Annotated in this window: 27 protein-coding genes and 1 pseudogene; 11 read left to right on the top strand and 17 right to left on the bottom strand. The window is 65.4% G+C overall.

What is annotated here, in order from left to right; all coding sequences use genetic code 11:
• Positions 1-10: 10 nt before the first annotated feature.
• From WDO72_10485 to WDO72_10460, 6 genes are all read right to left on the bottom strand, one after another.
• Positions 11-967: a phosphatidate cytidylyltransferase gene (locus WDO72_10485; GenBank protein MEJ0086101.1), complete on the bottom strand. Its 957-nt coding sequence runs from the start codon at positions 965-967 to the stop codon at positions 11-13.
• On the bottom strand, positions 964-1,584 hold the full coding sequence (locus tag WDO72_10480) for a lysophospholipid acyltransferase family protein (protein ID MEJ0086100.1): 621 nt from the start codon (positions 1,582-1,584) through the stop codon (positions 964-966). Before WDO72_10480 ends, WDO72_10485 begins: the two co-directional genes overlap by 4 nt.
• Positions 1,585-2,208: a CDP-alcohol phosphatidyltransferase family protein gene (locus WDO72_10475; protein MEJ0086099.1), complete on the bottom strand. Its 624-nt coding sequence runs from the start codon at positions 2,206-2,208 to the stop codon at positions 1,585-1,587.
• A 72-nt stretch (positions 2,209-2,280) separates the two neighbouring features.
• Positions 2,281-3,039 carry a DNA-binding domain-containing protein gene (locus WDO72_10470; protein ID MEJ0086098.1) on the bottom strand — a complete coding sequence of 253 codons (759 nt, stop codon included), beginning with the start codon at positions 3,037-3,039 and terminating at the stop codon, positions 2,281-2,283.
• Positions 3,023-3,880: a DUF692 domain-containing protein gene (locus WDO72_10465; GenBank protein MEJ0086097.1), complete on the bottom strand. Its 858-nt coding sequence runs from the start codon at positions 3,878-3,880 to the stop codon at positions 3,023-3,025. Before WDO72_10465 ends, WDO72_10470 begins: the two co-directional genes overlap by 17 nt.
• Before the next feature lie 6 nt (positions 3,881-3,886).
• A complete protein-coding gene (locus WDO72_10460) occupies positions 3,887-4,153 on the bottom strand; it encodes a DUF2282 domain-containing protein (GenBank protein ID MEJ0086096.1) in 267 nt (88 codons plus the stop codon).
• A 345-nt stretch (positions 4,154-4,498) separates the two neighbouring features.
• Between WDO72_10460 and WDO72_10455 the strand changes: the two genes are divergently transcribed.
• The 7 genes from WDO72_10455 (at position 4,499) to WDO72_10425 (ending at position 15,160) form a co-directional block, all read left to right on the top strand.
• Positions 4,499-7,600 (top strand): TonB-dependent receptor, encoded by a 3,102-nt coding sequence (locus tag WDO72_10455; protein ID MEJ0086095.1) that lies wholly within the window; start codon positions 4,499-4,501, stop codon positions 7,598-7,600.
• Between the two features lie 301 nt (positions 7,601-7,901).
• A complete protein-coding gene (locus tag WDO72_10450) occupies positions 7,902-8,768 on the top strand; it encodes a TonB-dependent receptor plug domain-containing protein (protein ID MEJ0086094.1) in 867 nt (288 codons plus the stop codon).
• The gene (locus WDO72_10445) at positions 8,701-11,040 is read left to right on the top strand and encodes a TonB-dependent receptor (protein ID MEJ0086093.1); all 2,340 of its coding nucleotides are present in this window, start codon (positions 8,701-8,703) and stop codon (positions 11,038-11,040) included. Before WDO72_10450 ends, WDO72_10445 begins: the two co-directional genes overlap by 68 nt.
• 336 nt (positions 11,041-11,376) lie before the next feature.
• Positions 11,377-13,824, top strand: a complete 2,448-nt coding sequence (locus WDO72_10440; GenBank protein MEJ0086092.1) for a TonB-dependent receptor — start codon at positions 11,377-11,379, stop codon at positions 13,822-13,824.
• Positions 13,752-14,381 (top strand): TonB-dependent receptor, encoded by a 630-nt coding sequence (locus WDO72_10435; GenBank protein ID MEJ0086091.1) that lies wholly within the window; start codon positions 13,752-13,754, stop codon positions 14,379-14,381. Before WDO72_10440 ends, WDO72_10435 begins: the two co-directional genes overlap by 73 nt.
• Positions 14,378-14,512, top strand: coding sequence for a hypothetical protein (locus WDO72_10430; GenBank protein ID MEJ0086090.1), 135 nt, complete (start codon positions 14,378-14,380; stop codon positions 14,510-14,512). Before WDO72_10435 ends, WDO72_10430 begins: the two co-directional genes overlap by 4 nt.
• 279 nt (positions 14,513-14,791) lie before the next feature.
• Complete coding sequence (locus WDO72_10425) at positions 14,792-15,160, top strand: hypothetical protein (protein ID MEJ0086089.1); 369 nt, start codon at positions 14,792-14,794, stop codon at positions 15,158-15,160.
• On the opposite strand, the pseudogene WDO72_10420 reads toward WDO72_10425, so the two are convergent.
• The 11 genes and pseudogenes from WDO72_10420 to WDO72_10370 all read right to left on the bottom strand — a co-directional run bounded on the left by WDO72_10420 (position 15,123) and on the right by WDO72_10370 (position 22,436).
• Positions 15,123-15,427, bottom strand: a pseudogene (locus WDO72_10420) (hypothetical protein). The gene WDO72_10425 and the pseudogene WDO72_10420 sit on opposite strands and share 38 nt — an antisense overlap.
• Positions 15,428-15,470: 43 nt before the next feature.
• On the bottom strand, positions 15,471-16,175 hold the full coding sequence (locus WDO72_10415) for a beta-ketoacyl synthase N-terminal-like domain-containing protein (protein MEJ0086088.1): 705 nt from the start codon (positions 16,173-16,175) through the stop codon (positions 15,471-15,473).
• A 142-nt stretch (positions 16,176-16,317) separates the two neighbouring features.
• Complete coding sequence (locus WDO72_10410; GenBank protein ID MEJ0086087.1) at positions 16,318-16,452, bottom strand: hypothetical protein; 135 nt, start codon at positions 16,450-16,452, stop codon at positions 16,318-16,320.
• 19 nt (positions 16,453-16,471) lie between these two features.
• Entirely contained in the window at positions 16,472-18,139 is a 1,668-nt protein-coding gene (locus tag WDO72_10405) for an MMPL family transporter (GenBank protein ID MEJ0086086.1), read from the bottom strand.
• A gap of 4 nt (positions 18,140-18,143) precedes the next feature.
• Positions 18,144-18,794 (bottom strand): outer membrane lipoprotein carrier protein LolA, encoded by a 651-nt coding sequence (locus WDO72_10400; GenBank protein MEJ0086085.1) that lies wholly within the window; start codon positions 18,792-18,794, stop codon positions 18,144-18,146.
• Complete coding sequence (locus WDO72_10395; protein MEJ0086084.1) at positions 18,791-19,216, bottom strand: acyl-CoA thioesterase; 426 nt, start codon at positions 19,214-19,216, stop codon at positions 18,791-18,793. The genes WDO72_10400 and WDO72_10395 overlap by 4 nt, the downstream gene beginning before the upstream one ends.
• The gene (locus WDO72_10390) at positions 19,213-19,950 is read right to left on the bottom strand and encodes a glycosyltransferase family 2 protein (GenBank protein MEJ0086083.1); all 738 of its coding nucleotides are present in this window, start codon (positions 19,948-19,950) and stop codon (positions 19,213-19,215) included. Before WDO72_10390 ends, WDO72_10395 begins: the two co-directional genes overlap by 4 nt.
• Entirely contained in the window at positions 19,919-20,332 is a 414-nt protein-coding gene (locus WDO72_10385; GenBank protein MEJ0086082.1) for a hypothetical protein, read from the bottom strand. The genes WDO72_10390 and WDO72_10385 overlap by 32 nt, the downstream gene beginning before the upstream one ends.
• Positions 20,329-20,592 carry an acyl carrier protein gene (locus WDO72_10380; GenBank protein ID MEJ0086081.1) on the bottom strand — a complete coding sequence of 88 codons (264 nt, stop codon included), beginning with the start codon at positions 20,590-20,592 and terminating at the stop codon, positions 20,329-20,331. Before WDO72_10380 ends, WDO72_10385 begins: the two co-directional genes overlap by 4 nt.
• A gap of 49 nt (positions 20,593-20,641) precedes the next feature.
• Entirely contained in the window at positions 20,642-21,478 is an 837-nt protein-coding gene (locus WDO72_10375) for a lysophospholipid acyltransferase family protein (protein ID MEJ0086080.1), read from the bottom strand.
• A complete protein-coding gene (locus tag WDO72_10370) occupies positions 21,471-22,436 on the bottom strand; it encodes a hypothetical protein (protein MEJ0086079.1) in 966 nt (321 codons plus the stop codon). The genes WDO72_10375 and WDO72_10370 overlap by 8 nt, the downstream gene beginning before the upstream one ends.
• A 76-nt stretch (positions 22,437-22,512) precedes the next feature.
• Between WDO72_10370 and WDO72_10365 the strand changes: the two genes are divergently transcribed.
• The 4 genes from WDO72_10365 to WDO72_10350 are packed head-to-tail and all read left to right on the top strand — an operon-like array spanning position 22,513 to position 25,524.
• Positions 22,513-23,310, top strand: coding sequence for a class I SAM-dependent methyltransferase (locus WDO72_10365; protein MEJ0086078.1), 798 nt, complete (start codon positions 22,513-22,515; stop codon positions 23,308-23,310).
• Positions 23,307-23,585, top strand: coding sequence for a phosphopantetheine-binding protein (locus tag WDO72_10360; protein ID MEJ0086077.1), 279 nt, complete (start codon positions 23,307-23,309; stop codon positions 23,583-23,585). The genes WDO72_10365 and WDO72_10360 overlap by 4 nt, the downstream gene beginning before the upstream one ends.
• A 14-nt stretch (positions 23,586-23,599) precedes the next feature.
• Positions 23,600-24,229, top strand: coding sequence for a hypothetical protein (locus tag WDO72_10355; protein MEJ0086076.1), 630 nt, complete (start codon positions 23,600-23,602; stop codon positions 24,227-24,229).
• A complete protein-coding gene (locus tag WDO72_10350; protein MEJ0086075.1) occupies positions 24,226-25,524 on the top strand; it encodes an AMP-binding protein in 1,299 nt (432 codons plus the stop codon). Before WDO72_10355 ends, WDO72_10350 begins: the two co-directional genes overlap by 4 nt.
• Position 25,525 lies beyond the last annotated feature (1 nt).

Raw genomic sequence — 25,525 nt, 5'->3', positions numbered from 1 at the left:
CGACCCCGAACTACGTGTAGAAAAACCGCACGATGTGGAAAAACACCGGTGCAGCGAAGCAGATCGAATCGGTGCGATCGAGCATGCCGCCATGACCTTCGATCATGACTCCCCAGTCCTTCGCCCCCAGGCTGCGCTTGACCGCGGACAACGTCAGCCCGCCCAGGAATCCCATCAACACGATGACCGCGGAGATGGCCGCCGACTCGAACCAGGTGAACGGTGTGATCCACCACATCGCGCCACCGATGGCGGTGGCGGCGAGGCCGCCGCCGACGAAGCCCTCGACCGTCTTCGACGGGCTCACCACCGGCGCGATCTTCGTGCGCCCGAACAACTTGCCGAACACGTACTGCATGACGTCGCTCATCTGCACGACCAGCAGTAGATAGAACAACAGCAGCGCGCTGCGGCCGGCCTGCCCCGGGATCTCCAGCATCAGCAGGGCGGGTGCATGACTGAGGCAGTACACGGTCACCATGAGACCCCACTGCTGTTTCGCGCTGCGCGAGAGGAAATCGTCGATGTCGGAGCGCAACGCCGCGATCGAGGGCAGCAGCAGGAACGCATACACCGGGATGAAGATCGCGAAGATGCCGTATCGCGCCGTGCCGATCAGCACGAACTGCAGCGGCAACACCACGAAAAATGCCAGCGACAAAGGCAAACGGTCGCCGGGCCGGCTCGGCGTCAACGTGATGAATTCGCGCAAGGCGAAGAACGAAGCCAGCGCGAACAAGATCAGCGTCATCGTCGACCCGGCGAGGAACGCCACGGCGAGAATGCCGACCATCACCCACCACGCATTGATGCGCGCGGTCAGATTGGCGCGGCTTGCAGCCTTTTTTTCATCCCCCGGCCGGCGCGCCAGCAACGTGGCCACAGCCGAGGCGATACCTAACAAGATCACGAGTGCGCCGAACAGCCAGAAGAATTCGACGGGAATCGTGCGCAGGTGATCGATCATGCGGCCGCCTTGGGGTCCGCAAGCGCAATCACGGCCGCGCGCGCGCGTTCGAGAAAAGTCTCCTTGCTCTCGCCGCTCGCAAGTACGACCGGTGCACCGAAACGCACCGTGCACACGATGGGCACCGGTAGCAACGCACCCTTCGGCAGGCTGCGATGCAGGTTGTCGAGATACACGGGTATCAGCTCCACGGCAGGAAACTCCGTCGCCAGCCGGAACAGGCCGCTGCGAAAACGCGCCGGCAAGGCGCCGGTACCGCGCGTGCCTTCCGGAAAGATGATCAGCGAATCGCCGTCGCGCAGCGCGGCGCGCAGCGGCTCGAGCGGATCCACCGCCGCGTTCTCGCGCGCGCGGTCGATCAGCACGGCGCCGAAGCCGCGTGTTGCGATGTACTTCCTGATGCCCGTTCCCCAATAGTCGCGCGCGGCGATCGGCCGCGTGCGCCGGCGCAGGCTGCGCGGCAACGATGACCAGATCGCAAGCGTGTCGATGTGGCTGGTGTGGTTGGCGTAGTAGATGCGTTGCGCCGGGCCGGGAACCGTGCCGATCCAGCGCGCATAGGCGCCCACCAGCAGCTTGACCACGCCGACCAGCAGCGCGCTCGAGGGGCGCATCATCTAGCGCGCCTTCAACTGGCGCGCGATGGCGTGAATGCGTGTGCCGCACGTGACGATGGCGCCAATGGCGATGATCCACGCCGCCGCGATCACCGCACGCTCTCCGCCGTCCACGAAATATTCGCCACAGCCGATGAGACAACCGAGCGTCATGACGAACATGCGATGTTGTTTGGCCAGCGGCCCGCGAAAGTCCTGCGCAAGGCCGAAGGTTCCGCCGAGCACGCGAATGTAGGCCGTGACGGCAGCGGCCAATGCCGCGAGCCACCCCAACCACGGGATGCCGATCTCGTAGCCCAGCGCCACCAGGAACAGCGAATCCGCGACCCGGTCCGGCACCTCGTTGTACAACACACCCACTTTGGACTTCTTGCCGCCCTCGATCGCGACCATGCCGTCGAGCAGATTGCACAGCAGCCGCAGCTGGATGCCGGCCGCGCAGGCCAGCAGATTCCACGGCCTGGGCAGCAGGAGCAGCGCGGCGGCGCCGGCGGCTGCAACCAGCAACGACAGGATGGAGATCCCGTCGGCGGTGAAGCCGGCGCGGACCGCGGCAGTGGACAGGAAGCCCGCCCAGCGGGTCGAACGACTTGCCAGCGGGCGGCGGGCCTCGGGAGCATTCATGATATTTTTTTGTTGTAGTTCTGAAGGGGCCGGGTCGGCGCGCGGCATTGTGAAAGAAACTGCCCGTTCAAACTACTGCGGGCACACGGGGATCGACCCCAGGTCCACCGAGGTGACCAACCCTTCCATGAAAATGAACCCGAGGGCCTGCGAAAGGGCGCTGCCATCCAGCGCCGCGCGCTCCATCGCTTCACCCAGGGTCTCGCCGCCGGTCAGCGCACATAGATAAGAGAAGAGGCGGGGCTCCAGCGTGCGAACTCGGAGCGAATCAGCGCGTAAAAGGATCAAGCCGCACTCTGCACCCAAAGATTGATCCGCTGGAGAAGCAGTCGTGCCCTGGTTGGCCTGCCAAACGGAAAAGACCGGGTAGGCGCAGGAGTGCAGCCGCAGTGACGGCTGGAAGGCGAAAACCAGCTCTTCCAGTTGTTCGGGCGCGAAGCGCGCGAGCACTTCTGCGCCGACGGCAGGAAGTACGGGAGAGATCAGCGCCTCTTCACGCGCCCACTCGATCCGCGCGAGATCGGCGAGCCACGCATAGTCGCCATTGCTCAGATGCTCATCGAGAAAGCCTGCGAACTCCTGGCCGACGAAATGCAGGTCGCCGCTGCGCGATGGAAACGCCTTGCGATAGTGATGCGCGAGCTGGCCGAAGTACTCGTCGCCGACGCGTCGGCGGACGACTGGAAAACTGGCTGCGAGCGCCGAACGAAACGCGTGGCTGACGTTGTTGCGATAGATGGAGAGGTTCGCTGGCGGAGCGACGGGGCAGGCGGCCTGCGGGTCGCGCAGCGCCGCGGCGAACGAACTCTGCAGCTCACGCAGCGAGGCCATGCGCCTCCTCGAGCACGCGATCGGCGCGCGCGGCTTCATCGACCAGGACGCGGAGCGCGGGGATGTCGGTGTCCCATTCGATCAACGTAGGCCTCGGGCCAAAGCGCGCGATCGCACACCTGTACAGCTCCCACACCTCGTCGCACACCGCAGACCCGTGATCGTCGATCAGGATCGCGCCGTTGCGCGTATGGCCGGCGAGATGGATCTCGCGCACGCTGGCGGCTGGAACGCCGGCAATGAACGCGTGTGCGTCGAGCCCGAGATTCTTCGCGCTGACGTAGATGTTGTTGAGGTCGAGCAGCAGGCCGCAGCCGCTTTGCTCGACGACGGCGGTGAGGAAGTCCCACTCCGTGAGCCGCGAATGTTCGAAGGCCACGTAGGCCGAGACGTTCTCGATGAGCAGCTGAACACCGAGGAAATCCTGCGCTTCGCGCACGTGTGAGGCCAGCAGCATGACCGCCTCGTCCGTGTACGGCAGCGGCAGCAGGTCGTTGAAGAACTCGCCGCCGGCATGTCCCCAGCAGGCGTGTTCGGAAACCAGCGCGGGCTCGAACCGCGCGATGGCGCGTTTGACGCGCGCCAGGTGCGCACGGTCGATGCCGTCCACCGAGCCCAGCCCCAGGCCGACGCCGTGCAAGCTGAGCGGGTAGTTAGTCCGGGCGCGTTCGAGCGCGCGCGGCGCGGCGCCGTCGTGAAAATAATTCTCGGTATGCGCTTCGATCCAGCCGATGGCCGGACGCTCTTCGAGCAGCGCATCGTGATGGGCGAACCTGAGGCCGATCCCGGCGCGTGCCGGAATCGGCCCCAGCGGCACACCTCGTGTGGCGAGGCGTGACATCGGCCGTTACATCGCTTTTTCTTTGGCGGCGACGGGTTTGCCGCCCATCTTCTCGCACTCACCTTTCGGCACGTACTTCCACTCGTCCGCGCCCTTGTCGACCTTGGACTGGCCCGCGCAGGAATGTTTGGCGGTGGCGCAGTCGTTCGCGCCGGCCGCGGCGATGCCCGCGCACTTTTCCTTGGCGGGAGCATCGGCCGCCGTGGCCGCGGCGCTGCCGAGAGCGAGCAGGCTGCCGACGGCGGAGGCAATGGCGATGGTCTTCAGATTCATGAGACTTCTCCGGAGTTGTTGTCTTGGTTTACGAACTCAACGCGATACCAGACCCGGGTCGACGGCTGTTTATTTCCAGTGTCCCGTCGGCTTGGCGCATATCGCCGTCGGGCCGTCGGCGGTTCGGCGGACGATAATCCTCGCGCGGCGTTGCAAGGGCAACCGTTCCCAATCGGTGACATATGCCCGTGCGGCCGGTTGAGAATCGCAGTGCGGCATGCGTCAGCCACCGTCCCGGAACCGGTTCCCTTTTCGCAGGCCGTTGATATGCTGCGGCGGACGAAAAAGAACTCGCGGCGCCGACACCGATCGTGTGATCCGCGGATGTTTGCCTCAGGAGTCTCCATGTCCGCGTCCGGGTTTCGCGGCGCCGTCCGCGCGCTGATCGTGTTCTGCGGCCTTTTCGCCCAGAGCGCGGTGGGGTTTGCAGCAGACAGCCCAACCGACGAGAAGAGTGATGACAAACGCGTGGCCGAAGTGCTGGTAACCGGATCGCGCATCAAGCGGGCCGGCTTCGACACGCTCGAGCCTGCGCTGGTCGTAACCGGCGACTACGTGCGCAGCCGCGGCCTCACGAACGTTGCCGACGCGTTGAATGAAACTCCGGGCTTCGGCACGGGCGTCACGCCCGAAGGTGGCCAGTCCTCCTACGCGCCGGGCGTGAATTTCGTGAACCTGTTCGGTCTCGGCACGAACCGCACGCTCACGCTCGTCAATGGCCGGCGCATCGTCACGTCGAACCCGCCCGCGTTGTTCGGCCCGACCGCGCCCGGCAACCAGGTGGATCTCAACTTCATCCCCACGGTGTTGCTCGACGACGTCGAGACGCTGACCATCGGCGGTGCCCCGACCTACGGCTCGGATGCGATCGCCGGCGTCGTGAACGTGAAGCTCAAGCAGAATTACCAGGGAGTAGAAGCGTTCGGTCAATACGGCCAGCTCGACTCCGGCGGCGGCCGGAGCAACAGCCTGGGCCTCGTGGGCGGCTGGAATTTCGCCGGCGACCGCGGCAACGTCACAGCATCCGTTCAACGCAGCCGCACCGACGGCGTGCTGGCCACGTCCAACAAACGTTTCGCCGACGCGTACACGTTCGTGGGAAACCCGAATGCGACGGCGATCGCGGGCCAGACCGGGCGCACGCCGGCCAACGACGGACGCGTAAACCCGGCCATCCCGTTCAACACCGGCGCAGCGGACGGCATCCCCAACAGCGTGTTGATCCGCGACCGGCGCAGCGTCAATCACAATTACAACGGCGTCGTGTTGCCCATCGGCCTCGACAAACTACCGGACGGCCGGCTGCGCTGCTTCGGCGCCGACAGCAACAATTGCCTGCAATTCGCGCCCGACGGCAGTCTCGTGCCCTACAACCGCGGCATCAATTTCGGTACGTCGGATGCTTCGGGCGGTGACGGACTCTATTTGATGGGCACGCTGCCGCTCATGACCGATCTCGAACGCACCACCGCCACGCTCGGCGCGCATTTCGACCTGACCGACAATGTGCGGCTGTTTGCCGACGTGTTCGCCTACCACAATGAGGCGACGGAGCTGGTCGACCAGCCGGTGTTCAACACCATCAGCTTCGCGGGCAGCTCGAGCGGTCCGATCACGCTGCCGGCGAATCATCCGCTGTTGACCCAGCAGGCGCGCGACACGCTTGCGGGCCTCGGTGTCACCTCGTTCCGCATCTCGCGCGCCAGCCGCGACCTCGCGGTGAACAATTCGATCGGCAGCGGCGACCTGTACCAGGCGGTGGCCGGTGCCACCGGGAACTTCGACGCCGGAAATCGCCGCTTCGGGTGGGAAACGTACTTCAACTTCGGCCGCAACGAATCGAAGTACGAAGGCGCGCAGCTCGATCACCAGCGATTCGTCAACGCGCTCAACGTGGCGCCGGTCGGCGGCCAGCTGCGGTGCACCGCCACACCTAACTACACCGGGCTGCCGGACCCCCAGGGCCGCATCCTCGTCAACGGCGAAGGCCCGGTGGCGGATCCGGCCTGCGTGCCGCTCGACATCTTCGGCGATGGGCGCCCGTCCGCGGCCGCGCTCGCCTACGTCACCAGCATCCAGCGTGCCGACGCCGAGCTCGAACAACAGGTATTCAACGCCAACATCGGCAGCGTGTTGTTCGATATCGCCGGCGGCCCGGTCGAGTACAACGTCGGCTTCGAACACCGGCGCGAAAGCGGCGCATTCCTGCCGGACGACTACTTGTTCGCGGGGCTTGGCCGCTCCGCGCCCGTCGCGCGTATCCACGGTGACTACTCCACCAATGAATTTTTCGGCGAAGTCACCGCACCGCTGTTCTCGCACGAGAACGCGCTGCCCGGTCTTTCGCGGCTGACCCTGGTTGCGAAGGCGCGCCGCGTCGACACGTCCATCAATGGCGACTTCACGGCCTGGACCGGCGGTATCGAATGGTTTCCGGTGGAAGACGTCGAGCTGCGCGGCAACGTCACCCGTTCGCTGCGGGTTCCGGCGATCACCGAGCTCTATCTACCGGTGTCGCCGCTGTTTGGCCAGGTCAGTGACCCGTGCAGTTCCGCCTTCCTGACCGCCGGCACCCGCAAGGCCATTCGCCGTGCCAATTGCGAAAGGTTCTTCGCCGAGCACGGCCTGCCGAACGACGGTTCGTGGGTCTCCAACGCCACGACGGCCGCCGTGCCCGGCACCTCGCAGGGCGATCCAAACCTCGGCAACGAGACCTCGAATGCCTGGACCGCGGGCTTCGTGTTGCGGCCGCGCTGGGTGCCGGACCTGACGCTTTCGGTCGACTGGATAGACGTCCGCATCGACAACACGATCACGCGGTTGAGCGGCGCGGATCTGTCTTCCGCGTGTTTCGACAACGCGGCCTATCCGAATCACTACTGCGACTATTTCACGCGCGGGGCGCCCGGCTCCGGGCAGCCCGGTCAGATCACCTTCTTCCAGTCGGGCTACGCGAACGGCGCGTTCCAGTCGATGGCGGGCGTGCTCCTCGAAGGCCACCTGCGGCACGACTTCGGCGCGCTCGGGGACCTCGAGCTTGGCGTGAGCTACTACCGGCTGCGCGAGGAACTGCGTTCCGCCACGGGGCTGTCCACGACCAACAGCGAGGAGCAGATCGGCAGCCCGAAAGACACCGCGCAACTCAACCTCGGCTGGTCACGCGGCAGCCTGGGTGCGCGCTGGCAAACTAACTACGTGGGCAAGCAGCTCTACGACCGGACTTTCGACGCCGAGAGCCGCGACATCCTCGAAGTGAACGGCGACTGGGTGCACAACCTCTCAGTCAGTTATCAGCCGATGGCCAGCACCGTCGTGCGCCTCGCGGTGACCAACGTATTCGATGGCGCGCCGCCCTTCCCGATATCCGTCGACGCCTTCAACGGCAATTACGATTTCCTGGGCCGGCGTTACTCGCTATCCGTGACCTACGATTTCGGCGGCAGGTAGCCAGTCACGGCCGCTTCGCGCAAGTATGTCCCTTTTTTGCGACATTCCCCATTAATTGACCTGCTTCAGGGACGACTGGCCCACCCTCCGGACAGTCGCCGCTAAAAAGTAAGTCTTTTCTTACAGATACTTGGCCGCTCAATACAAAAGGCTCTGTTCTTTCCGGTGCCTATTGATAAGCTCCGCCACATCGATGCGTGCATGCAACATCTGCACGCATCAGAGGGGTTTACAGCAATCGCTGCTGTCGTGACGAAACCAAATTCGCCCGACCGCCGCCCAGTCTCTTGCAGGAGGGAACATGTCTTCTCATCACAGTCGCGGCGAACGTCGCGCGGCATTCATGCTTTGCGGCCTGTCCGCAGCCATCGGTTCCTCAGTCGTCTCGGCCCAGTCGCCGCCCGCCGAGGACAAAAGCCTCGAGGAAGTCGTGGTGACAGGCTCGCGCATCGCGCGCCCGAATCTCGAATCGGCGGTTCCGGTCACGACGGTCGCGGCCAGCGAGCTGTACGAGACCGGCAGCACGTCGGTCGGCGATCTGCTCAACGATCTGCCCGCCTTGCGCAGCACGTTCAGCCAGTCGAATTCGAGCCGCTTTCTCGGCACGGCGGGTTTGAACCTGCTCGACCTGCGCGGCCTCGGCACGCAGCGCACACTCGTGCTGGTCAACGGCCGCCGCCATGTCGGCGCCGACATTCTCGCCAATGCAGTGTCACCGGACACGAACACATTCCCGACCGATCTGGTCGAGCGTATCGACGTCGTCACCGGCGGCAACTCCGCGGTTTACGGCTCCGATGCCATCGCCGGCGTGGTCAATTTCATTCTCAAGAAAGACTTCGAAGGCCTGCAGTTCCGCGGCCAGGGTGGTCAAAGCAGCGAAGGCGATGCCGGCAACTACTACGCCAGCGTTCTCGCCGGTACCAACTTCTGGGATGACCGCGGCAACATCGCGGCCAACTTCGAATACGCCAGGCAGGATGCCTTCTTCGCCTCGGATCGCAGCAACCTGAGCCACCAGGGCTTGTTCGTCACGGTCGATTCGGACACGGCAGGCGACGTCAACGGCTCCGATGGTGTGTCGGACCGTCTCTACTATCGTGACGGTCCGCGCGGTCACTTATTCGAATGGCGGCAGCTTCATCGTCAATCCGTTTCAGTCGGATGATCCCGGCGTGCCGCTGCTCACGCCCTGCGGCGTGGGCACCACCGGCACTCCGCATACCTGTTCGTTCATCTTCCAGCCCGACGGTTCGCTCGTGCCGCAGACCGGCACGCGCATCGGATCTGCCGCGAACGGCAATTTCGACGGCGGCAACGGTTCCAACAACCGCGAATACGAGTTGTTCGCCATCTACCCGAAACTCGATCGATACAGCTTCAACGTCTTCGGCAACCTGAAAATCTCGGATGCGTTCGCGCCCTTCATCGAAGCCAAGTACGTTCGCACGAAATCCCTGAACCAGAGCGGGCCGGCGTTTTTCCAAGGCGGCACGATCGATGGCGACCGTGAGAATCCGCGCTTCGACAATCCCTATCTGACCGATGGCGCGCGCGCCACCATCAATGCGGCGCTCCTCGCAGGCGACAACGATCCGCTCTCGGGTGCAGATCAGTTCTCGCTGTACAAGAATCTGTCCGACCTTGGCGGCCGCGAAGAAGACGCGACGCGCGAGACCACGCGCATCGTGCTCGGCGTTGGCGGCGAAATCGGCAGTGGCTGGAGCTATGAGGTCTCCGCGAACTACGGCCGCTTCAAGGAAGAAACCGAGGTTCTCGGCAACCTGCAGATGCAGCGCTTCGTGCTCGCGATGGACGCCGCGCGCGACACGAACGGGAACATCGTCTGCCGTTCGCAGATCGATCCGGACGCGGCCTATGCCTTGTACGATGACCCGAGCACCCCGGAAGTAGAGGCTCCGGGCTACGCAACGGATCGGCTCGCAGCCGACATCGCAGCCTGCGCGCCCATGAATCCCTTCGGCGAAGGCAACATCTCCCCGGCCGCGCGTGCTTACGTGCTGCAGAACACGACCTCGGTCGCCAAGATCGATCAGCTGGATTTCAGCGCCTCGATCACCGGCGACAGCAGCGCGTGGTTCTCGCTGCCGGGCGGTCCCGTCGGCGTGGCGTTCGGCGTCGAACACCGGGTAGATAGCGTGTTCTTCGAGGCCGACGAACTGGTGTCGAGCGGCATCACGTTCTACAACGCGTTGCCGTTGCTCGATCCGCCGAAGCAGAAGGTCAGCGAAGTCTTCACGGAATTCCGCGTGCCGCTGCTCAAGGAAATGAAGGGCGCCGAGGAGCTCACGCTGAACCTCGCCGCGCGCTACTCGGACTACAACGGTTCGACCGGCGGCGTGCTGGCGTACAACGGCAGCCTGGAGTGGGCGCCGATTCACGGTGTGCGGCTGCGCGCTGGCCTCGCGCGCGCGGTGCGTGCGCCCAGCCTCGTGGATCTGTATTCCGAGCAAAGCCAGAACTTCGCGGACATCACCGATCCTTGCGCCAGCGACAACATCGCGGCTGGTTCACCGACGCGCGCGGCCAATTGCGCGGCGGCCGGCATTCCCGCCGACTTCAACTACATCTATACGGCGACTCCGGAGATCCTGAGCGGCGGTAACCCGGATCTCAAGGAAGAGACCTCCGACTCGTTCACCGCCGGATTCGTCCTGCAACCGGAGTTCCTGCCGGGTTTCAGTTTCTCGGCCGACTACTTCGACATCGAGATCGACGACGTGATCACGGCGCCGGATGCGCAGCAGATCATGGACGCCTGCTACGACGCGGCCGATCTGAACAACCAGTTCTGCAGCCTGTTCCAGCGCCTCGGGCCGGAAGGCAGCCCCGAAAATGGTCCCGAAGATGCGTACGCGCTCGAGAACGGCACCCTTCAGCAAACACTGCTGAACTATGCGAGCTCGCGGGCGCGCGGCATCGACTTCGAAGTCGCCTACGCACGCAACATCGGCGATCTGGGCAAGCTCAGCACCCGCCTGGTGTACACGCGCATGCTGCAGCGGGACGACTACCTCGATCCGGCGCATCCGGAAGATCCGGACCAGGTGTTGTATGAGCTCGGCGATCCGAAAGACGCGTTCAACCTGAATACGGACTTCGCCGCCGGCAAGTTCACGTTCGGTTATCAGCTGCGTTATCTGGGTCACATGGTCATCGACCTGGCGGAGAACGTGTTCTCGGTCGGTGGCAATCCGCCGCAGAATGCCGACTACGCCGAAGCGAAGTACTACCCGGAAGTGTTCTACCACGACGTGCGCGCGGCCTACGACATCACCGATGACGTGAACGCGTATGTGGGTGTGGACAACCTCGCCAACCGCGTTCCGCCGTTCGGCCTGACGGGCGCCGGTGGCGGCAGCGGCATCTACGAATCGCGCGGGCGGTTCTTCTACGCCGGCTTCAAGGTGGGCTTCTAGCTCTCTAGATAGTCTCGAAAACGAAGGGCCGGGCGTCAAAACCCGGCCCTTTTGCTTTTGCGCCACAGAATCGCCGCCTTTGCCGCCGGTGCCTCGCGCGGGCCAGTCAACGGCTCGTCGCGCGAACCTCTCGGTTCGCCGCAGCTAACTACTCATCCGCGGCGCTTTCAGAACAGGTGCCGTTTTCGGGCGATTCAATTCCTTGCCTCCATTGTTAACCTCCGGCTCACGGATGCGCGCGTGCAACAGACGCAGACATCAAGGGTTGTTAGTCCAGCTGCCGCGAGCGGAACGTTTCGAACACGCACCGGCAGCGCAGATTCCGCAGGAGGCTCAATGATTTCCCCACGTTATCGCGGCTTGCGCCGCGCGTTGTCGTTGCTTTGCGGTGTCACCGCGGCCGCCACCACTTCGATCGTGTCCGCACAATCCACGCCGCCCGACGATGCGGCGCTCGACGAGGTCGTCGTGACCGGCTCGCGCATCGCGCGGCCCAATCTGGAATCCGCCGTGCCGGTCACGACCGTCTCCGCGTCGGAGTTGTACGAAACCGGCAGCACGTCCGTCGGCGACCTGCTCAACGATCTGCCGGCATTACGCAGCACCTTCAGCCAATCGAACTCGAGCCGCTTTCTCGGCACCACCGGGCTCAACCTGCTCGATCTGCGCGGCCTCGGCACGCAACGCACGCTGGTGCTGGTCAACGGCCGCCGTCACGTGGGCTCCGACATCCTCGGCAACGCCGTGTCCCCGGACACGAACACATTCCCCACGGACCTGGTCGAACGCATCGACGTCGTCACCGGCGGCAACTCCGCGGTATATGGTTCGGACGCCATCGCGGGTGTCGTCAATTTCATCCTCAAGAAGGACTTCGAGGGCCTGCAGTTCCGCGGCCAGGGTGGTGAAACCACCAGCGAACACGACGCGGGCAACTACTACGCCAGCGTATTGGCGGGCACCAACTTCTGGGACGACCGCGGCAACATCGCGGCCAACTTCGAATACGCCAAGCAGGATCCGTTCTTCGCCTCGGACCGCGAGAATCTGGCGCGGCAAGGCTTGTTCGTCGTCACCGACGCGGACGGCCCGGACGCGGTGGACGGCTCGGACGGAGTTCCTGATCGCCGCTATTTCAGCGACGTTCGCTCCGTCACCATCGCCAACGGCGGCAGCATCCTGCTCGCGACGCCGATGGGTGGCACGGCTGCCCCCTGCGGCCGCGACGTCACCGGCGCGCCTTTCGCCTGTTCGTTCCTGTGGCAGCCCGACGGTTCGCTGGTGCCGCAGACCGGCGAACGCATCGGTCTCGCCCCGAACGGCAGCTTCCAGGGCGGCAACGGCACCAACAACCGCGAGCGCAACGCGCTGGCTATCTACCCGAAACTCGAGCGTTACAGCTTCAATGTCTTCGGCAACCTGCAGGTCTCGGAGGCGTTCGCGCCGTTCATCGAGGCAAAATACATCCGCACGGAGTCGGTCCGCTTCGGCCAGCCGGCGTTTTTCCAGGGCAGCACCATCGACGGCGACCGCGAGCGCCCGCGGTTCGACAATCCGTTCATCACGGACGCCAATCGCGCCACCATCAACGCCGCACGCGTGGCGCAGGGGCTGGATCCCATCACGGACGGTTCGACGCCGTTGATCTTCCGCCGCAACCTGCTCGATTTCGGCAACCGTGAAGAAGACGCGACGCGCGAGACCACGCGCATCGTGCTCGGCGCCGGCGGCCAGATCGGCGAGGGCTGGAACTACGAAGTGTCCGTGAACTGGGGCCAGTTCAAGGAAGACACGCTGGTGAAGAACAATCTCGATTCGCAGAAGTTCGGTCTCGCGATGGATTCGGTGCGCGATTCCAGCGGGCAGATCGTCTGCCGGTCGCAGATCGATCCGGATGCCGCTTATGGCTACGGCGACAACCTCGACGACCCGAACACAGAGGAACGCGAGCCGGCGGCCTTGTTCGCCGACGCGCGGCTGGCGAACGACATCGCAAATTGCGTCCCGATGAATCCCTTCGGTGACGGCAACATCACCAGACAGATGCACGACTACCTCACCGACGACACGACCTCGGTGGGCAAGATCACCGAATTCGTGGTGAACGCCACGGTGACGGGTGACTCGAGCGCATGGTTCTCGTTGCCCGCAGGCCCGGTGGGTCTGGCATTCGGCGTCGAGCATCGCACCGAAGAGAATTCCTTCCAGGCCGATCCGATCGTGTCGAACGGACTCACGTTCTACAACGCGCTGACGGCGCTGCAGGCGCCGAAGTTCAAGGTCGACGAAGTGTTCACGGAATTCCGCGTGCCATTGCTCAGGGAGAAGACCGGCGCAAAGGAGCTGACGCTGAACCTCGCCGCGCGCTACGCCGACTACAACGGCTCGACTGGCGGCGTGCTCGCGTACAACGGCGGTCTCGAATACGCCCCGATCGAAGGCCTGCGGTTCCGTGCCGGCATTGCCCGCGCGGTGCGTGCGCCGAGCCTCGCCGACCTGTACACCGCTCAGGGCCAGAACTTCGAAGCGGCCCCGATCGATCCCTGCGCCCGCGACAGCCGTGGCAACGGCTCGCCGACGCGTGAGGCGAATTGCGCGGCGGCCGGAATTCCCGCCGACTACAACTTCCTCTACACCTCGTCGATCGAGATCGTCAGCGGCGGCAATCCGGAACTCAAGGAAGAGACGTCGGACTCGTTCACCGCGGCATCGTGTGGCAACCCACGTTCCTGCCGGGCTTCTCGTTGTCGGCCGACTATTTCGACATCACCATCGACGATGTGATCACCGCGCCGACGGCGCAGGACATCATGAACGCGTGTTACGACGCGCCGGACCTGAATAACCAGTTCTGCGGCCTGTTCACGCGCAACGGCGCGGGCATCGGCCCACACGAGGAAGTGCCGTACCAGATCGTCCAGGGCAGCCTGCAGCAGTTGTCGCTCAACTACGCCAGCTCGACCGCGCGCGGCGTGGACATCGAAGCCGGATATAGCCACGACATCGGCGATGCAGGCCGGCTGACCACGCGGCTGGTGTGGACGCACATGCTGCAGCGTGACGACTTCCTGAATCCAGCCGCGCCCGGCGATGCCGATCAGGTGCTGCTGGAACTGGGCGATCCGAAAGATGCGTTCAATCTGAACACCGATTTCGCGGTGGGCAAGCTCAAGATCGGTTATCAGCTGCGTTACATCGGTCCGCAGGTCCTCAATTTCTACGAGGACACGTTCGGCCTGCAGGGTAATCCCCCGCAGAATCGGACTACGCGGACGCGCGCTACTACGGCGAGGTGTTCTACCACGACATCCGCGCAGCCTATGACATCACCGACTCGGTGAACGCGTACCTCGGCGTCGACAACCTCACGAACCGCATCGCGCCATTCGGGCTCACCGGCACCGGCGAGGGCAGCGGTATCTACGAATCGAAAGGACGCTTCGCGTACGCGGGCGTCAAGGTCAACTTCTGACCGCCTGAAGTTCCCGGCGCAAACAAAAGGCCGCCCGAAGGGGCGGCCTTTTTCATATCGCGCCGCAATCTACGGTAGTTTGACGACGTCGCCAATGAAGGCCGTGCCGCCGGTCACGTTGCCCCGCACCGCACTGGTATTCGGTCTCACTCGAGAACTCGTGGTTCTTGTAGTTGCTGCGGATGTTGACGATGGCGTTGCCACCGACGCGCTGCGCGTAACTGCGTGAGCGTGATCATCGAGGACAGGAACGCCCAGTCGCAGCCTTCCTGATCCGTCTTGTTGAAGAAATTGGTCTTCTTGTTGGTGCGCGCCCGGGCCGAGCTGCGCGGTCGGCTTCGGGTGTTTCTGCGCGCCGAAGAACAGCTTGATGCCGGGGGCGAGCTGGCCCGTGGCCTGCGCCTTGGCGAGCGCCGCCTCGAGCGAAAATTCTGCAGCGTGTCGCGCGCGTCGGCGACGGGCGAGGTCGCGAGCAGCGTCACCGCGGCGGCGGCCAGGCGCGCCGGCGGAAAGTCTGTAGGCGATCTTCTGGGTGTTCACTTGTGGTCTCCTCATTGGGTCCGCGCGAAGATCAACGACGTGTTGATGCCGCCGAACGCGAAATTGTTGTTCATCGCAATGCCGATGTCGAGCTTGCGCCGTAGATAGTCGAGATCGCCGCAGCGCTCGTCGACCGTGTGCAGATTACGCTCGGCGCGAACCAGCCGCCGTGCATCATCTGGATCGTCGCCCAGCTTTCGAGCGCGCCGCAGGCGCCGAGCGTGTGGCCGAAATGCCCCTTGAGCGAGCTGACCGGCGCCTTCTGCCCGAACACGCGGAACGTGGCCTGCGATTCGGCGATGTCGCCGTGTCGGTGGCGGTGCCGTGGGCGTTGATGTACTGCACCGCGGACTCGTCGATGCCCGCGGCGGCCATCGCCATGCGCATGACGCGCTCCATGGTGTGGGTGTTCGATGCGTCACGTGATCGCCGTCGGAATTGGAGGCGAAGCCGATGATCTCGCGTAGATGCGCGCGCCGCGAGCGACGGCCCGTTCGCGTTCCTCGAGCACCAGCGAACAGGCGCCCTCGCCGATGACCAGCCCGTCGCGGGTCTTGTCGAACGGCGCCGGCGTCGTCTTGGGCGCTTCGTTGCGAGTGGACGTGGCGTACAACGTGTCGAATACCGCGGCCTCCGACACGCACAGCTCTTCACCGCCGCCCGCCACCATCGCGTCCTGCAATCCGAAACGGATCGCCTCGTACGCATATCCGATGCCCTGACTACCCGAGGTGCAGGCGCTCGAGGTCGGGATGACGCGGCCCTGCAGGCCGAAATGCACGCCGATGTTCACCGCGGTCGTGTGGCCCATCATGCGGATGTAGGTGGTCGCATTGATGTTGCCGGACTCGCCGCTCGTGAGCATGTTGCCGAAGTCGCGGATCGCATCGTGCTGCCGGTGCTGGAGCCGTATGCGACACCGACGCGCCCCGATCTCAGGAATGCCGTGTCCGTCCTTGAGACCGGCGTCTTCGAGCGCCACTTCGCTCGAACGCACCGCCATCTGCGCGACGCGGCCCATGGTGCGCGTGGTCTTGCGCGTGTAGTGAGGCGGCAGCGTGAAGTCGGTCACTGGCGCGCCGAGCCGTGTGAGCAGGTCGCTGTAACGTTCCCAGTCCGGCATGCGTTGCACGCCGCTCGCGCCCCGCGCGCAGATTCTTTACGATCTCGGGCCAGCTCTGGCCGAGCGAGGTGACGCCGGACATGCCGGTCACGACCACGCGCCGCGTGGTGATGGATGAGCGCTCGCCCGGCTGCGCAGTCATCTAGACCAGTCCACCGTTGACGCCGATGACCTGGCGCGTGATGTAGTCCGCTCGCGCGACATCAGGAAAGCGAGTCGCGTCGAACGCCGCGCGCCGGGTCGCGATGACCTCAGGCGCGAATCCCAACTGCTGCATGACATGTGTCAGCGCTCCGTCATCTCCATAGACCTGGCGTTCGAGCAACTCCCGATCGCGCCCGCTGCCGTTCGAGCGATGCCAGGCTCGGGCTCATGCTCATGTGCCCCTGGATGCTACCGTCGTGTTCGAGCCGCGCGAACACGGGTTCCAGCGCTTCGAGCCGCTGCAGGACGAGCTCGGGTGTCGCGGCCGCGACCAGCACGAAACGCGTGTCGAACCCCACGCCTAACAAGGTACGCACGCGTTGTTCGGCGGCCACTAGTTCGGGCGGCGGGCGCTGCAGGGCGCGCACGTCGTCGCGCGGCTTCAGCATGGACGCGCCCCAGATCGTCGCCGCCAGCAGTACGGCCAGCAGCGCCCACATTGCGGGCCGCGGCAACAGCGTGAGCGGCTGGAAACGTGCCAGGCGGCCTATCCATTGCGGCACCGCGCGCGGCGGCTTCGTCCCTTCCAGATGCAGCCGCCGGAATGCGACGCTCAAGGCGCTCAAGCCGGCCGGATAGAGCAGGATGACGATCGCACACGCCGTCGCGAGGCCGACCGCGGAAAACAACGCGATCTGCCGCAGCCCGGGAATCGGCGCCACCAGCAACGTCATGTAGCCGGCGACCGTGGTCGTGCAGCCGAGGATCAGCGCCGGCACGATGTTGTGAGGCGTCGTCGCGCCGCCGCGTGATGGCATGCGATTGACGAAATAATGCAGCGCGTAATCCACCGACACGCCGATCAGGCTGGTGCCGAAGGTCAACGTGAGGATGTGCACCTGGCCGAAGGCGAGCTGGCAGGCGGTGATCGCCGCCAGCGTCGCGATACCGATCGTCAACAGCGTCACCAGCAACGGCCGCAGCTGGCGGAACACCAGCACGATGAGTACGACGACGGCGAGCAGGTCGACGCCGCCGAACGTCGCGACTTCCGACTGCGCCTTCGAGGCCGCGGCGGCAGCATGCAGGATGACACCGGACCCGGCGATCTCGGCATCACTCGCGGCGCCGGATGCCGCGGCACGCGCCGCGGCGATGGCGCCCGTCACCTTCTCCTGCGTTTCGGTGCGGTAAGGATCCTGATCCGTGGTCGCACGCACCACGGTCCAATGCCGGCCTTCGCCACCGACGACGAGAATGTCGCCCTCGAGCCGCGCCTTGCCCGAACCGGGCAGCGCTTCGGCAAATGCCGCCGAAGCCAGACCGAGTGGATCGTCCGAAATGCCGAACGGCCGCGTGAACCCGAGCGGCGTGTATGCCGCGCGCAGCGCATCACGTTCCAGCGCCCGCACGTCGTGCTCCAGCTGTTCGCGTTGCCGCGCGGATAACAACGCGGCGCGCAGGGAACGCTCGGCGCGCGCCGCGCTCACGTAGCGATCGTCGACGACGAAATCCACGCGCGCGAATGCGCCGGACCGCACCAGCGCATTGGCGAAGGCCAGACCCGTGGCGCGGAGACGGTCGCGTTCGGCCGTCCCCACCACGAAGACGAGCTCGCGGCTCGAGCGGTCGGCGAATCGTTTGACCGCATCGAGCTGCACGCGGTTCTCGGCCGTGGCCGGCAGCAAGGCGAGCAGGTTGGTTTCGATGCGCAGCCGCGGCGCCACCACGAACGCGAATGCACCTAACAAGACGAGCACGCCGGCCAGCGCCAGCCAGAAGCCCGGTGTCCGTGCGGATGGAGGGCTGGCGTCGGTCACGGCATCAGAAGCGGCGGCGTTCGTCCGCCGTCAAACCCGCCGGATCGTACGACACGCCCTGCAGCAGGATTTCCGAGCGGTCGCCGTTGCCGTCCTCGAGCACCACGCGCTCGACGGTGGCGCCGCCGCTCACGACGGCTTGGCGAAACACGCTGCCGAGCGCTTCGGCGCGCGGCTTGAGCCCGAGCACCCAGCCGGCGCCGCGCGGTTCGCCGTACAACTCGAAGTCATGCGACAACGCGCCGATGTCGAGCGCGAACAACGCGAAGAACACGCGCGACACCACCGCGAGCGCCGGTTGGTCGGCGGCCTTGACGCTGAGGGTCACGCCGCCCTCGTCGCGCTGGGTGATGCCGGACTCGGCCAGCAGGAACTGCGAGTCGAACGGTAGTTCGGTGTGCCACTCGATGCCGGCGCCGCGGGCGAACAGGAAACTGCCGGAAGACAGCAGCGGCTGCGCGAGATCGGCGAGATAGCGCCGCTGCACGAACTTGCCGCGCACCGCCTTCGCCTTCTCGAGCGACAAGGCCGTCGGCCGCGTGAGTGTCACGAGCTGCGCGGCGCTGGCCGGATGCGTGAACACCGAGTCGGCACCCAGCACCGGAGCGGCAGCGCACAAAAGCGCGACCCACGCCGCGCGGCGCAGGTTCTTCATTCCACACCCAGGCGCTGAAAGATGACCTCGGGCGACCGCAGGCACATCTCGTGCGTCTTCAGATCCACCGCGACCTGGATGCTGGTGCCCTTGCAGACCCGCAGCCCGGAGACGGCGTCGGTGACCAGGTAGTCGATGCGCAGCCGGTACTCCCATTCCCGCAAGGTGGCCTTCACGGCGAGTTTCTCCGCGAACCGCGCGGCCTTCACGTAACGCAGGTGCAGATCGATCACGGGCCAGGAATATCCGGACAGCGCCATCTGGTCGTAGTTGTAATTGAATGTTTCGAGCAACGCGCAGCGCGCGATCTCGAAATACTTGGCGTAGTTGCCGTGCCAGACGATGCCGACCGGGTCGAGATCGTGGAACGGCACCTGCAGCGTGATGCTGTGAGACCTGAGCGCGGGAACGGGAGCAGTCATGAACGGATGTTACGCGCGAGCAGCATGGGCAGCCGCCACAACATGCCGAAGAAGAGGCGCGTATGCATCCACGAGATGCGCACGTTGTCGCGCCACATCTTGAAGTGCGAGACGCCGTCTGCCGGGTACACCACCTGGGTGGGCATCGACACCAGCGGAATGCCGGCCCAGACCGCGCGCACCAGGATCTCCGGATCGAATTCCATGCGGCTGCCGAAACTGGCGTGTCTGGCGAGCGTGAGGATGGAATCGAGTGGATAGACGCGAAAACCGCACATGGCGTCTTCGATACGTGTGGACAGGGTATTGATGCGCACCCACAACGTGGTGAACTTGCGGCCGATGCGGCGCGAGGCGGGCGCGCTTTCGTCGAACAGCGGCACGCCGGTGATGATGGCCGCCGGATTCTCGCGCGCCAGCGCCGCCATGCGCGGGACCGCCGCGAAATCGTGCTGACCATCGGCGTCGATCTGCAGCGCGTGGGTACAACCGGCGGCGTGCGCCGCCCTGAAGCCGGTCAATACGGCGATGCCCTTGCCGCGATTCACCGGGCAGCGAATGAGCTTGAGCCAGTCCGATTCGTTCGCCGCCAGTTCGTCGAGCAGCGGCGCGCAACGCGCATCGCTGCCGTCGTCGACGAGCCAGCATTCGTGGCCATGCGGCTTAAGGGCGGCAACGGTCGCGCGAATCGCGTGCTCGTGATTAAAGAACGGAACTATCAGTCCCAGCCGCATCATCGGTGAATTCTATGCGTCCGCTCGCGCAGGCAGTATCGCCGCGCAGGTAGGTGAACGCGACGCTGCGTCCGTCGGCGGCGCGCGCCAGATCGAGCGTGAGCTCGGCCGGTGGCTGGACGATGGCGAGGAATTTGAGCGCGCGCAGCCCGGTGAAACGTGGCGGGAGCTCGAATTCATCGCGCGCGATGCGCACCGCCCAGTCGATCTGCGCGACCGCGGGCAGGATCGGCGTGCCGGGGAAGTGCCCGTCGAACGCGGCGATGTCGGCGGTGAGATCGAGCACGAGACGTACACGCTCGCCAGCGTCTTCGGTGTGACGCGTACGCCGCAGTATCTTCGGCAGCAACGGAGTCGGTAAAGGAGCAGCCGGCGGCGTCACGCCGCGGCGGGCTTGTTCTGTACCAGCGCGTGAATGGCGTTGACGGCATCGCCGACCGTGCGCACATGGCGAAACTGGTCGGGCTGGATCTTGCGCCCCGTCAGTTCCTTCAAGCGCAGGATCAGGTCGATGGTGTCGATGCTGTCGATCTCGAGATCTTCATAGAGATGGGCCTCGAGGGTGACCTGCGAAGGCTCGATCTCAAACAGCTCGTGCAGCACCTTGCGGAGCTGTTCGAATATTTCTTGTGTTGATTGCACGATCCCATCCCTACGAACGGCGCAAATTATAGCGAATCGTTGCGCCGCGTCAGCCTTTGAGCCGTGTTTCCCGTCGCATTTCGTGCAGCTGTTGCGCGGCGCTTACGTCAAACCAGTCCGTCAGCGCTTTGGTGAGATGGCGGGCGGCCAGCGAAGGGGGCTCGCCGCGGGCGAGAAAATCGGCCACCGGGATGGGTTCGCCCACGGCGATCACGAAATGGGCCTTGCGCGCGGGCACTCGATACCACGCGTTCCCCTTGAACAAGGTGATGGGGTCGCAGGTGATGGTCACCGGGCGCAGCGGCACCCGGGCGGCGAGCGCGATCTGGGCCGCGCCGCGCTGAAAATCGAGCGATCCGCCGGGTTTCGTGCGCGTTCCCTCGGGAAACACCATCAGCGACCGGCCGTCCCGCAGCGCCGCCACGCAGGCGGCGATCAACCCCTCACCGGTGGCATTGCTGATGTATCCGGCCCAATAGACCGGCCAGCGCAGAAAGACGTTGCGCCACAGCGCCTGTTTCACGATGCAGTCCACTTCCGGCATCAGGCCGACCAGGATCACGACGTCGATCAGCGTCGGGTGGTTGGCGATCACGAACTGGCCACGCTGCGCCAGCCGTTCCCGGCCGTGAACCTCCGTGCTCACCACGCCGAGCGTCTCCATGAGCCACAGGAATACGCGCATGGACACCGAAACCGCCCGTTGCACGCGGGCGATTCCACGGCTGCGATCCAGCGTCGAAAGTCTGAGGATGGGCCAGACCGTGAAGCCGAGAAGTACCGCGCCCAGGCCGAAACACACGAACGACAGCCCGGTACCGAAGACGCGCCACAGCCGGTTCGCCGCCCCGCTCGGCGCGAGGCGCGCTGACTGCGGCTCATTCAAGAGCGTAGGTTCCCTCGATTTCGACCAGCAATTCGCGCCGGCAGATATCGGCGCGCAACACCAGCGGCTCCGCCTCCACGGCGAACAGGCGACGGATGCGGGGAATCAGCCGTGGGTAATCCTCGCGATTGCGCAGGTAGACCTTCAAGGATTCCAGCCGCACCCGGGAGGCTCGCGGCCCGCCCGAATCGGCTTTCATGGCGGCCTCGACCAGGGCTTCGAAATTCCGTGCGGTCTCTTCGAGCTGCGCCAGAGGATCGCCGATATGCAGGCTCTCGTGGCCGACGATGCTGGCGGTGCCTGAAACCAGCAGCTGCGCGCCGCGGCCGTTCGGCACCAGCGCCGCGCGCGCGAACATCGGGCTGCGTAGCCCGTAACGCCGCGGGTACAGCGAGGCGCTCACCTGCCGCGGATTTTCGATTTGCACGCCGGGCTTGCGGCCAGCCAGGCAACACAATACGAAGCCACCCGTTTCACTGCCCAGTGCGCTGGCCGCGGGCAGATTCTGCTCGACGCCACTCGAGAGACCCACGGCGCTGTAACGCCCGGCGTTGAAGCGCCGATATCGCTCGGCCTCGCCGTCGCCCGCCGTGATGTCGACCAGGTAGTTCCAGGCGCGCAGCCAGTACGGATAGCCGCGGCTGCGAATCAGATGGTCGAGCCGCAGGTAACTGGAGCGGGTCAGCCTTTCGACGTCGTCACAGCGCTCCGCGGGCACGACCAGGTTTGCGAACAGGTAGTCGCCGTCATGCGCGAAGCCGAAGTCGCCGAACGTGCCGGTTTCGACCGGGGTGTCGGTGCTCCAGCGTTCGATCCGCGCGTCGCCGCCCAGCAGCGGCAGCGCCACGGGGATGAGGCGCGGATCGTGGCCGGGCCGGGTATCGGCGCCGAAATGAAACTCGGCCAGCGTGTGGCGGTTTTCGGGCTCGTCCCGCGAAAAATGATGTACGTGCAGCAAAGTCTAGAGTCCCAAAACTGCACAGTCAGGAAGGTTCATGCGATCATTCGCGCCCGTCTAATCCAGTGGAATATCGATGATGCCCGAGTCCAGTGGCAGCGTGTCCGGTGCCTCGCGCGTCGCCCCTCATCCCCTGCTGAAAAGCTATTACGCGGATGAGCCGGGCCGCAAGCGCCGCGTGAACGAGATGTTCGACGTCTCCGCGCCTCACTACGACTGGATCACCGGTGCCATGTCGTTCGGCACCGGCCGCTGGTATCGCGGCGATGTGCTCAAGCGCCATGGCGTCACCGCCGGCACGCGGCTTCTGGACGTAGGCTCGGGCACGGGAGTGATTGCCGCTCTGGCGCAGCAGATGGTCGGACCCACGGGTGCCGTGGTCGCCGTCGATCCGAGTGAGGGCATGCTGGCGGAAGCGAAGAAAGCCGGCGTGCGCGACACGCGCATCGGGCGCGGCGAGCAGCTGCCCGTGGCGGACGCCGAATTCGACATCCTCACCATGGGTTATGCACTGCGGCACGTCGAAGACCTGGTCGTCACGTTCCGTGAGTACCTGCGCGCGCTGAAGCCGGGCGGCACGGTGCTGCTGCTCGAGATCACGCGGCCCGAAGGGCGTTTCCAGTACCAGATGGTGAAGTTCTACCTGAAACACGTGGTGCCGGTGGTCACGCGGGTGTTCCGCCGCTCGGCCGAAGCCGAGAAGCTCATGCGTTATTACTGGGACACCATCGAGGCCTGCGTGCCGCCGGCCGACATCCTGGCCGCCCTCGAGACCGCCGGCTTCACCGCCCCCAAGCGGCACGTGCTCAACGGCATGTTCAGCGAATACTCCGCGGTCAAGCCCGCGGCGGCCAGCAGCGAGGGCAGGCCGTGAGCGCGCTAACTACCGAAGAAAAGCAGATGGCCGAGGTCATCGTCACGGCGCTCAACCTCGAACACATCCAGGCCGAGACGGTCGATCCGGCGATGCCGCTGTTCGGCCAGGGCAATCCGGGCTGGGGCCTCGATTCCATCGATGCACTCGAGATCGTGCTGGCCATCCAGCAGAAATACGGCGTCGAGCTCAAGGCCGACGACGCCTCGGTGACGAAGGCGTTCGCCTCGTTGAGCGCATTGACGCGCCTCGTGGCCGAGCGCCGCGCGGCCTGACGACAAGCCCGGTCGTGAGACCTCCCGCGCGCGCTCTCATCGTCGCGCTGTCGTTCGTGGCGAGCTCCGTTCTCATCCATGTCGCCGTGATGGGCGCCACGCCCTGGCTCGAGTGGCTGGCGTTGGTCTCGCTGGTGTTCGTGCCTTTCAGCCTGCCGTTGATCGCGTTGCGTTTTCGCGCCTGGCTGCTGTTCGCCGTACTGTGCGTGGGACTGTGGTGGCTCGTGCGTCACGGCGGCGGCCGCCCCCTGCTCTATCTGCCGTCGATCCTCATCCCTGCGGCACTCGCCTGGTTTTTCGGCCGTACGCTCGTGGCGGGCCGGCAGCCGCTGATCACCGCGGTTGCCGTGGCCGCGCGTCCCGCCACGCCGGATTACCTGCTCGCGTATTCGCGCCATCTCACCGAAATGTGGACCGGCATCTTCATCGCGATGACGCTATGGGATTTCGCGCTGGCGGCATTCGCGCCGCGCGAAGCCTGGAGTTTCATGGCCAACGGCGCCAACTACCTCGTGATCGGCGCAACGGTGACCTTCGAATACCTGTTCCGCCGGCTGCGGTTTCGCGACTACGACCATCCCGGCTTCGCCGAATATCTGCGCATCGTCGTGAGCGCCGATCCGCGCCGGATGCGCGGGCCATGAGCCTTGCGTACGTGACTCCCGCGCCCGATGGCATCGCCGCGTGGCGCGGCGGCGCGGCCGTGACGCGCGCGCAATTCGCCTGTCATGTCGAGCGCATCGCGCGGGTTCTGCCGGCCACGCGCTGGATCGTGAACCGCTGCGCCAATCGTTATCACTTCGCCGCGGCGTTTCTCGCGGTGTGCCGGCGCGGCGCCACCAACCTGCTGCCACCGGGCGTCGGGCCCCAGGCGACCGCCGAGTTGTTAGACGGCTACGAAGGCGCCTGGCTGCTCGAAGACGCGCTGGTCGAACGCGCCATCGAAGCCGGCGCCACGGACGATGCCGGGCTGCCGGCCGCCGACGTGGCGCCGCGGATTTCCGACGATCATCTGGCCGCGCTGGTGTTCACCTCCGGCAGCACCGGCAAACCGAAGGCGCATGAAAAGCCCTGGCGCGCGCTGGCCATGTCCGCGCGCTGCTGCCGGCTGCGGCTCGGCGAGCGCGCGGTGAATATGGTGGTGACCGTGCCGCCGCAGCACATGTACGGTCTCGAGACGTCCATCTTCACGTTGCTGGCCGGGGACTGGGCGTTACATGACGGCAATGCGTTCTATCCGGATGAGATCGCCGCGGCGTTGCGCGTTTTGCCCGCGCCGCGTTTGTTGATCACCGCGCCATATCATCTGCGACACCTGCTCGCGAGTCGTGTCGAATTGCCGCCGGTGGACCTGGTGTTGTCGGCCACCGCGCCGCTGTCGGCCGAACTGGCCGGCGAAGCGGAGCGGCGTCTCGGCGCGGAAGTGTTCGAGATCTACGGCTGCACGGAAGCGGGCAGCATGGCCACGCGGCAGACCGCGCACGAGGAGATCTGGACGCCGTATCCATCGCTGCGCTTCAACGTCCGCGACGGCGCAACCTCGGTGCGCGCCGCGCACCTTGCGGGCGAGGTCGCGGTGGGCGATCGCGTCGAGATCGCGCCGGACGGGCGCTTCACCTTGTTAGGCCGCGACGCGGACATGATCAAGATCGGCGGCCGGCGCGGCTCGCTGGCGGACATCGCTGCGCGCATCGCGACGTTGCCGGGCGTTGCCGATCAGGTGGTCTTCATGCCCACCGACGGCGAGACCGCACGGCCGGCAGCATTGATCGTGGCCCCGGGCCGTAGCGCCGACGATCTGCGCCGCGAACTGGCGGTGGTGCTCGATGCCGTTTTCGTGCCGCGGCCCCTCAAAGTGGTACCCGCGTTACCTCGCAATGAGCTCGGAAAACTGCCGCGCGAGCGGCTGCTCGAGCTCCTGGCGAAAGTGGAAGAATGAT

The organism is Pseudomonadota bacterium (assembly GCA_037200975.1).
Classification (GTDB): domain Bacteria; phylum Pseudomonadota; class Gammaproteobacteria; order Steroidobacterales; family Steroidobacteraceae; genus CADEED01.
This window is presented reverse-complemented; position numbering and strand designations above follow the sequence as displayed.

Bases quoted from the DNA above. Each gene is read 5' to 3' on its own strand.
- WDO72_10470 (MEJ0086098.1), bottom strand. From the start codon at position 3,039: ATGGCCTCGCTGCGTGAGCTGCAGAGTTCGTTCGCCGCGGCGCTGCGC.
- WDO72_10365 (MEJ0086078.1), top strand. From the start codon at position 22,513: ATGATGCCCGAGTCCAGTGGCAGCGTGTCCGGTGCCTCGCGCGTCGCC.
- WDO72_10395 (MEJ0086084.1), bottom strand. From the start codon at position 19,216: ATGACTGCTCCCGTTCCCGCGCTCAGGTCTCACAGCATCACGCTGCAG.
- WDO72_10455 (MEJ0086095.1), top strand. From the start codon at position 4,499: ATGTCCGCGTCCGGGTTTCGCGGCGCCGTCCGCGCGCTGATCGTGTTC.
- WDO72_10475 (MEJ0086099.1), bottom strand. From the start codon at position 2,208: ATGAATGCTCCCGAGGCCCGCCGCCCGCTGGCAAGTCGTTCGACCCGC.
- WDO72_10390 (MEJ0086083.1), bottom strand. From the start codon at position 19,950: ATGCGGCTGGGACTGATAGTTCCGTTCTTTAATCACGAGCACGCGATT.
- WDO72_10485 (MEJ0086101.1), bottom strand. From the start codon at position 967: ATGATCGATCACCTGCGCACGATTCCCGTCGAATTCTTCTGGCTGTTC.
- WDO72_10465 (MEJ0086097.1), bottom strand. From the start codon at position 3,880: ATGTCACGCCTCGCCACACGAGGTGTGCCGCTGGGGCCGATTCCGGCA.
- WDO72_10450 (MEJ0086094.1), top strand. From the start codon at position 7,902: ATGTCTTCTCATCACAGTCGCGGCGAACGTCGCGCGGCATTCATGCTT.
- WDO72_10440 (MEJ0086092.1), top strand. From the start codon at position 11,377: ATGATTTCCCCACGTTATCGCGGCTTGCGCCGCGCGTTGTCGTTGCTT.
- WDO72_10350 (MEJ0086075.1), top strand. From the start codon at position 24,226: ATGAGCCTTGCGTACGTGACTCCCGCGCCCGATGGCATCGCCGCGTGG.
- WDO72_10410 (MEJ0086087.1), bottom strand. From the start codon at position 16,452: ATGCAGCAGTTGGGATTCGCGCCTGAGGTCATCGCGACCCGGCGCGCG.
- WDO72_10415 (MEJ0086088.1), bottom strand. From the start codon at position 16,175: ATGCCGGACTGGGAACGTTACAGCGACCTGCTCACACGGCTCGGCGCG.
- WDO72_10480 (MEJ0086100.1), bottom strand. From the start codon at position 1,584: ATGATGCGCCCCTCGAGCGCGCTGCTGGTCGGCGTGGTCAAGCTGCTG.
- WDO72_10400 (MEJ0086085.1), bottom strand. From the start codon at position 18,794: ATGAAGAACCTGCGCCGCGCGGCGTGGGTCGCGCTTTTGTGCGCTGCC.
- WDO72_10460 (MEJ0086096.1), bottom strand. From the start codon at position 4,153: ATGAATCTGAAGACCATCGCCATTGCCTCCGCCGTCGGCAGCCTGCTC.